This is a genomic window from Promicromonospora kroppenstedtii DSM 19349 (genome assembly GCF_000515355.1).
Taxonomy (GTDB): Bacteria; Actinomycetota; Actinomycetes; order Actinomycetales; family Cellulomonadaceae; genus Promicromonospora; species Promicromonospora kroppenstedtii.
Window position 1 is genome coordinate 67516 of record NZ_KI911710.1, and the last position, 7390, is coordinate 74905.

The 7390-nt window shown below is 71.5% G+C and carries 6 protein-coding genes; 3 read left to right on the top strand and 3 right to left on the bottom strand.

The genetic code is table 11. The features are described from left to right. Positions 1–150: 150 nt before the first annotated feature. The 3 genes from PROKR_RS19730 to PROKR_RS19740 all read left to right on the top strand — a co-directional run bounded on the left by PROKR_RS19730 (position 151) and on the right by PROKR_RS19740 (position 3251). The gene (locus PROKR_RS19730) at positions 151–1158 is read left to right on the top strand and encodes a DUF8094 domain-containing protein (RefSeq protein WP_245605894.1); all 1008 of its coding nucleotides are present in this window, start codon (positions 151–153) and stop codon (positions 1156–1158) included. A gap of 44 nt (positions 1159–1202) precedes the next feature. Further along, positions 1203–2222, top strand: coding sequence for a DUF8094 domain-containing protein (locus tag PROKR_RS19735; RefSeq protein ID WP_245605895.1), 1020 nt, complete (start codon positions 1203–1205; stop codon positions 2220–2222). Positions 2223–2285: 63 nt separating this feature from the next. After that, on the top strand, positions 2286–3251 hold the full coding sequence (locus PROKR_RS19740; RefSeq protein WP_036966103.1) for a tetratricopeptide repeat protein: 966 nt from the start codon (positions 2286–2288) through the stop codon (positions 3249–3251). A 130-nt stretch (positions 3252–3381) separates the two neighbouring features. Here PROKR_RS19740 and glgB read toward each other — a convergent pair whose 3' ends face one another. From glgB to PROKR_RS32900, 3 genes are all read right to left on the bottom strand, one after another. After that, positions 3382–5718: a 1,4-alpha-glucan branching protein GlgB gene (gene glgB / locus PROKR_RS19745; RefSeq protein WP_036966106.1), complete on the bottom strand. Its 2337-nt coding sequence runs from the start codon at positions 5716–5718 to the stop codon at positions 3382–3384. A gap of 145 nt (positions 5719–5863) precedes the next feature. Next, positions 5864–6832 (bottom strand): type IV toxin-antitoxin system AbiEi family antitoxin domain-containing protein, encoded by a 969-nt coding sequence (locus tag PROKR_RS19750; RefSeq protein WP_342665887.1) that lies wholly within the window; start codon positions 6830–6832, stop codon positions 5864–5866. Between the two features lie 159 nt (positions 6833–6991). Beyond that, positions 6992–7153 (bottom strand): hypothetical protein, encoded by a 162-nt coding sequence (locus tag PROKR_RS32900; protein WP_157602292.1) that lies wholly within the window; start codon positions 7151–7153, stop codon positions 6992–6994. Positions 7154–7390 lie beyond the last annotated feature (237 nt).

Here is a 7390-nt window from a genome sequence, read left to right on the forward strand (position 1 = left end):
GCAGCGCCGGGCGGCGACCGGCGCCATGCCGGCCGTGCCGGCCGCCGAGCCGGAACCCCAGCCCGAACCCGAGCAGGAGACCCCGAGCAGCCGTGCCGCGGCGTGGCGCCAGACCTGGGGTGTGACCGGGAGCGACGACGGAGGTAACAGATGAGACGCACCACGACCCGATCCATGGCCGTGGTAGCGACCGTGCTCGCAACCGGCCTGCTGGCCGGCTGCGCCGAGGAGCTTCCCGTACCCAAGCCCGAGGCACCGGTCGCGGCGGCCGTCGTGACGCAGTCCCAGGAGCGCAAGATCCTGGACAAGGTGTCCGGCGTCGTCGAGGGCGTGACCAAGTCCAAGGAGGCGGACTCGCTGGGCGAGCGCCTGTCCGGGCCCGCGCTCACGATCCGCGAGACCCAGCTCAAGGTGGCCGGAGCCCGCAAGGACGACGAGCCGCTGACGGACCTGAACATGGAGATGCAGCAGGTCATCCTGCCCTCCGACCAGGAGTGGCCGCGCAGCAGCTTCGCCATCACGGTGCAGCCCAAGGACCTCACCACGCCCGTGCTCATGGCGTTCGACCAGGCCGAGGCCCGCGAGCAGTACAAGCTGTGGGGCTGGGTCCGCCTGCTGCCGGGCGTGACCATGCCGCAGTTCGCGGAGGCCGACCTGGGCAGCGCCGCCGTGGCGGCGGACGACGAGAGCCTCAAGGAGACCCCCGAGACCGTCATCAAGCAGTACGCCTCGGTGCTGACGGTCGACAAGGACTCGAAGTACGCCGGCAACTTCGCCGACGACGATCTGCGCCAGTTCTTCCGGGACTACGGCAAGCTGCAGGTCGACGCGATCAACAAGGAGGACTGCAAGGGCGCCTTCGAGGTCGCGTACGAGCCCACCAAGGACCCGGTCAAGTCGGTCCGCACCGCTGACGGCGGCGCCCTCGTGATGGCGGCGATGATCAGCAAGGAGACCATCACCGCCAGGGAGGAGGGCTGCGAGATCGGCCCGCCGACCAAGACGACCCAGGCCCTGTGGGGTGACGAGGACGTGACCAACGTCGTCGAGGTGAACTACCAGGACATGGTGGCCATGTACGTGCCGCCGAAGGACTCGGAGGACCAGATCAGCCTGGTCGGCTACGAGCACGTGCCGTCGTCGGTCTCGAACGGCTGACGTTTTCACTGACCCCGCTGTCAGCCCTGGCTAGGGTGGCCTCCGTGAATTCACGGAGGCCACCCTTTCCGCGTTCCGGGCTCGTCCCGGGCGTGCTCGCCGTCACGTCACTCCTGCTCACGGGGTGCACCACCGAGCTCCCCGTCCCGGTCGCCGATGCCCCGGTGGTCGCGGCGGTCGTCAGCGAGACCCAGGAGCGCAAGATCCTGGAGCAGGTGACGGCGGTCGTCGACGGTGCGAAGGGCGACGAGGGTGCGCAGGCACTGGAGGAGCGGCTCGCCGGTCCCGCGCTCGGGCTGCGCCGGGCCGAGATGCGGATCGCCGCGTCCGGCGACGACAAGGCACTGGTCAGCCTGCCGCTGGCCGGCCGGCAGCTGATCCTGCCGTCCGAGCAGGGCTGGCCGCGTAGCAGCTTCGTCATCACGGAGCAGCCCTCCAAGAAGGCCCCGCCGCTGCTCGCGGCGTTCGAGCAGCCCTCGGCCCGCGACCAGTACAAGATGTGGGGCTTCGTCTACCTGGTGCCCGGGGTGACCATGCCGCAGTTCGCACCGGCCGACCTGGGCAGCGCCGCCGTCCCGGCGGACGACACGAGTCTCAAGATCTCGCCGCAGGACGTCGCGCAGCAGTACGCGTCGGTCCTGAGCATCGACGACCGGTCGAGGTACGCCGAGAGCTTCGGTGACGACGACCTGCGGCAGTACCTGCGAGACACCGGCGAGAGCTACCTCGCGGCGATCAAGAAGGAGGACAAGGGCGCCAAGGGCACCTTCGAGGTCGGGTACGAGCCGACGAAGGACCCGGTCAAGGCGGTCCGCACGGCCGACGGCGGCGCCGTGGTGCTGGCGGCGCTGGCGAGCCAGGAGACCCTGAAGGCGGAGAAGGGATGGCGGCTGACACCGAGCACGCCGTCGGCCAAGGCGCTGTGGGGCAACGCCAAGGGCACCGAGGTGATGAAGGTCGTCTACCGCGACCTGGTCGCCCTGTACGTGCCGCCTGCCGGCTCGCCGGACCAGGTCACCCTGCTGGGCTTCCACCGCGTGCCCACCTCGGTCTCGAACAAGTGACCCGCTGATCGCCCAGAGCGGAGTCGACGGGTATCGATCGCGTGGTTCATTAGGATTGCCCCCATGAGCAGTACGTCCCCCCAGCCCGGCCCCGCCCGGAGCGCGCAGCCCGAGTTCGCGGTGCGCGGCGCCGTCGACCTGTCCGCACTCAACCGTCCCCAGGCACCGCCGCCCGGGCAGCCCGGTGGCGCCCCCGAAGCCGGCGGGTTCGTGGTGGACGTCAGCGAGGCGAACTTCGAGCAGCTCGTCCGCGACTCGACCACCTACCCGGTGGTGATCCTGCTGTGGATCCCGACCGACCAGGCGAACGCCGAGCTGGGTGCCACCATGGGCCGCCTCGCGCAGGAGTACGCCGGCCGGTTCCTGCTGGGCCGCGTGGACGCGCAGGCCAACCCGCAGGTGGCCGCAGCGTTCCAGGTGCAGGGCGTGCCGACCGTCGTCGCCGTGCTGCAGGGCCAGCCCTTGCCCCTGTTCCAGGGCGCCGCCGACGAGCAGCAGATCCGCGGCGTGCTCGACCAGGTGCTGGCCGCCGCCGAGCAGAACGGCGTCACCGGCCTGGCCCCGGGCGGAGCCGCCCCCACGGGCGACGAGCCCGAGCCGGAGCCGGAGCAGCCGCTGCCCCCGCTGCACCAGGAGGCGTACGACGCGATCGAGCGCGACGACCTCGCGGGTGCCGCCGCGGCGTACGAGAAGGCCCTGCGCCAGGACCCGAAGGACACCGACGCCACCGCCGGCCTCGCCCAGGTGCACCTCATGCAGCGCACCCACGACTCCGACCTCGCGGCCGTGCGCCAGGCCGCCGCGGCCGCGCCGTCCGACGTCGACGCGGCGCTCGCCGTCGCCGACATGGACATGCTGGGCGGCAAGGTGGACGACGCGTTCGCGCGCCTGCTCGACCTGCTGACCGAGACGGACGCCGACGGCAAGGAGAAGATCAGGGTGCGGCTGCTGGAGCTCTTCGAGGTGGCCGGCACCACGGACCCGCGCGTCAGCAAGGCCCGCAAGCGCCTGGCGATCAGCCTGTACTGACCGGGCGCGCCGGTCGGCCGGGTCGGCAGTCTGACCTGCCGATCACCTTCGAGGCCTGGGTTTCTTCGCTTTGAGTCGCCTCAAAGCGAAGAAACCCAGGCCTCGAAAGAGTTGGGCCGCTCCAGGAGGGCTACTCCGGGACCAGGACGAGGGCGCCCAGCGGCGGGATGCGCATCGGGGCCGACCACGCGCGGCCGTGGTGCGGGACCGGCTCGGCCTGGACGCTGCCCATGTTGCCGACGCCCGAGCCGCCGTAGACCGTCGCGTCGGTGTTGAGCACCTCGCGCCACACCGGGCCGCCAGCGGTCACCGGCTCGGCCAGAGTCGCGGCATCGGCCGGCGCGACCCGCATCGACGTCTCCGCGGGCTCGGCGGGCGGGAGGGTCTGGACGTGCTCGACCAGCGATCCGGGCTCGACCCCCGCCGCGCCACCGGTCCGGGGCACGTCCGGCAGCGGCAGCCGGTAGCCCTCGTGCGGCACGCCCGCGAAGTTCACGACCACCACCACCGGGTCCCCGGAGCGGGACCGGCGCACGTACGCGAGCACGTTGTGGTCGGCGTCGTCGGACTCCAGCCACTCGAAGCCCGCCGGGTCGAAGTCCAGCTCCCACAGCGCGGGTGTCGCGCGGTACAGCGCGTTCAGGTCGCGGACCAGGTGCTGCACGCCCGAGTGCCCGGTGTCGCCGAGCAGGTCCCAGCGCAGGCCCTCGGACTCCGCCCACTCCGTGTCCTGCGCGAACTCGCAGCCCATGAACAGGAGCTGCTTGCCCGGGTGGGTCCACTGGTAGGCCAGGAACGAGCGCACGCCGGCGAGCTGCTGCCACCGGTCGCCCGGCATCTTGCGCAGCAGCGAACCCTTGCCGTGCACCACCTCGTCGTGGCTGATCGGCAGCACGAACTGCTCCGTGAACGCGTACACGAGCGAGAACGTGAGCTCGCCGTGGTGGTAGCGCCGGTTGTACGGGTCCTCCGCCAGGTAGCGCAGGGTGTCGTTCATCCAGCCCATGTTCCACTTCAGGCCGAAGCCCAGGCCGCCGCTCGACGTCGGTCCGGTGACCTGCGGGAACGCCGTCGACTCCTCAGCGATCATCATGACGCCGGGCGTGCGGCGGTAGGCGGTCGCGTTCGCCTCCTGGAGGAACGCGATGGCCTCCAGGTTCTCCCGGCCGCCGTGCACGTTGGGCGTCCACTCGCCGTCCTTGCGCGAGTAGTCGAGGTAGAGCATCGAGGCGACGGCGTCCACCCGCAGGGCGTCGACGTGGAACTCCTCGAACCAGTACGTCGCGTTGGCGACCAGGAAGTTGCGCACCTCGCGGCGGCCGAAGTCGAAGATCAGCGTGCCCCAGTCCTGCTGCTCGCCGCGCCGCGGGTCCGGGTGCTCGTACAGGGGCGTCCCGTCGAACCGGGCCAGGGCGAACTCGTCGCGCGGGAAGTGCGCGGGCACCCAGTCCAGCACGATGCCGATCCCGGCCTGGTGCAGCCGGTCCACCAGGTACCGGAAGTCGTCGGGAGAGCCGAACCGCGACGTCGGCGCGTAATAGCTCGTGACCTGGTAGCCCCACGAGCCGCCGTACGGGTGCTCCGCCACCGGCAGCAGCTCCACGTGCGTGAAGCCCTGCTCGACGACGTAGTCGGTGAGCTGCTCGGCGAGCTCGCGGTAGCCGAGGCCCGGCCGCCAGGAGCCCAGGTGCACCTCGTACACGCTCAGCGGCGCGGAGTGCGGGTCGGACGCGGACCGGGCGGCCAGCCACGCCTCGTCGTGCCACGTGTGCTCCGAGGCGGTGACGACGCTGGCCGTGGCGGGCGGATGTTCCGTCGCCTTGGCGAGCGGGTCGGCCTTGGCACGCCAGACGCCGTCGGCCCCCAGGATCTCGAACTTGTAGCGCAGCCCCGGGCCGACGTCGGGGACGAACAGCTCCCAGACACCGGTGTGCCCGAGCGACCGCATCGGGTGCGTGCCGCCCCAGCCGTTGTGGTCGCCCACGAGCCGCACGCCGCGCGCGTTCGGGGCCCACACGGCGAAGGCGACGCCGGCGATGTCGCCGGACCCGCTCGGGTACCGGTGCGGGTTGGCGCCGAGCACCTGCCAGAGCTGCTCGTGCCGCCCCTCGCCGATCAGGTGCAGGTCCACCTCGCCCAGCGTGGGCAGGAACCGGTACGGGTCGTCGGAGGTCCAGGTGTCCGTGCCGGACCGGGTGCGGATGCGGTAGTCGGGGGCGTGCCGCGACCCGTCCGCCTCCTCGGCGGCCGGGACGACGGCGGCCCATACGCCCGCACCCTGGTGCGTGGCGGACACCTCGGTGCTCGCCGTGACGACGACCACCTCGTCGGCCAGCGGGCGCAGGGCGCGGACCACGGTCCACGGCCCGTCGAGCAGGTGGGGGCCGAGCACGGTGTGCGGGTCGTGGTGGGTTCCGGACGCGACGGCGGTCAGCGCCTCGAGGTCGACGTCGGGCAGGTCAGCCATGGGATCACCTTTCCATGCCGGGTACGTGGCGTGCGACACGTAACGCGGACGGATCGCGCGTCGACCTGGTGTTCTGTTCACGCCACGAGCTTGCGACGTTTCAAACCGAGCACGGCGGGCAAAGGTTCGTGGGCTGAACAGAACGTCAGGTCGGGAGAGCCCGTCCAGGCTGCCAGCCGGAGCGGGTCAGGACCCGGCCGATCCGCTCCGTCAGCCCCTGCGGCTGCCTGAGGTGTGCGCCACGGAAGCGGAGGACGATCGTCCTGCCGCCCTCGAGCAGGTCGTTCTGCCGGACGGCGTCCCGGCCGAGCTGGTCGTCCGTGGAGTGAAAGGCACCGCCGTCGATCTCGACGATCAGCCAGCGACCGTCGCCGAGGTGCCACACGAGATCGGCGCGTCCCAGGAACTTCCCCTCGCCGTCCCGGAACTCGCGCTGCAGGTCGTCCGGCGGGAAGCCGGCGTCGACGCACCGCAGCCGTGCCTCGGTCTCCAGGGGCGACTCGGCGCGCCCGTCGACGAGGTCGGCCCAGTGGAGCCGCTCGACCAGTCCCGCTCGACGCGCGAGCGCCCGCACCTCGACGAGGTCCTGCGCGCTGACGACCTTCTTGTGGAGCAGGCTGTCCGCGCACTGGACCCAGCTGTCTCGTGAGAGCGTCCGCATCGCCTGGACCAGGGCCAGAGGGGCCCGAGCCGCATGACGGCCGAGCACCTTGACCGCGTGGCCGCGCAGGTCGACCTGGCGTACTCGCACGCCTGCTCGAGGGCGGGCGTACGTGCCGCGTGGCAGTGCTACCTCTGCGGTGAGCCGGCGGGGCAGCCCCTCGGCGCCGTGCATCATGAGCGCGATCTCGCCGACGGCCGCCGACCTGGGGTACGACTTCAGCGCGAGCCAGACGGTACGCCAACGTTCCTGGTCGAACTCGTGCATGGTGGCATCGCGTTCACGGGTGTCGTACACGCCGCGGGCCGGTCGCTTCCAGGTGCCCGCGGCGACGAGCCGACTGCGCCGGCTCGTCAGCACACCGTGCTCCTCGCACTGTGCCGTGGACACCAGGCCGCCCTGTCCACGGGCGACCTCAAGGAGAGGCGGGGGAAGGCCCGCTGCTGATCTCATCGCCCCATTGCAGCCGATGGTGATTCTTGGTGCCGCTTGTCCACAGGGCTTGCCGTGCTGCCGTGCGGGAGTTCTGTTCGGGCCACGAGGTTGCAACGGTTCAAACCGGTGGATGCGGGCAGAGCCTCGTGGGCTGAACAGAACCTCAGGTGGTCGGGCTCATGAGCCGAGCACGCGCGCCACCGCGGCGAGCGGGATGTGCATCCACGCCGGGCGGTGCCGGAACTCGTAGACCACCTCGTACAGGGCCTTGTCCACGGTCAGGGCGCGCAGCATCAGCTCGGCGGTGCCGACGTCGAGCACGGTGCCGGGCGTCGCCACCTCCTGCGCCGCGAGCGGCGTCGCGTGGTCCTCGCCGCTGACCTGCCGGTGTCCCTCTCCGTCTTCTGGTCGGGGTCCCGCTGCGCTTCGTTCCGGGCGGGTGCCTCGTTCCTCGGCCCCCACCCTGCTCTGCGCTTCGCGGTACCCCTCTCCGTCTTCTGGTCGGGGTCCCGCTGCGCTCCGTTCCGGGCGGGTGCCTCGTTCCTCGGCCCCCACCCTGCTCTGCGCTTCGCGGTA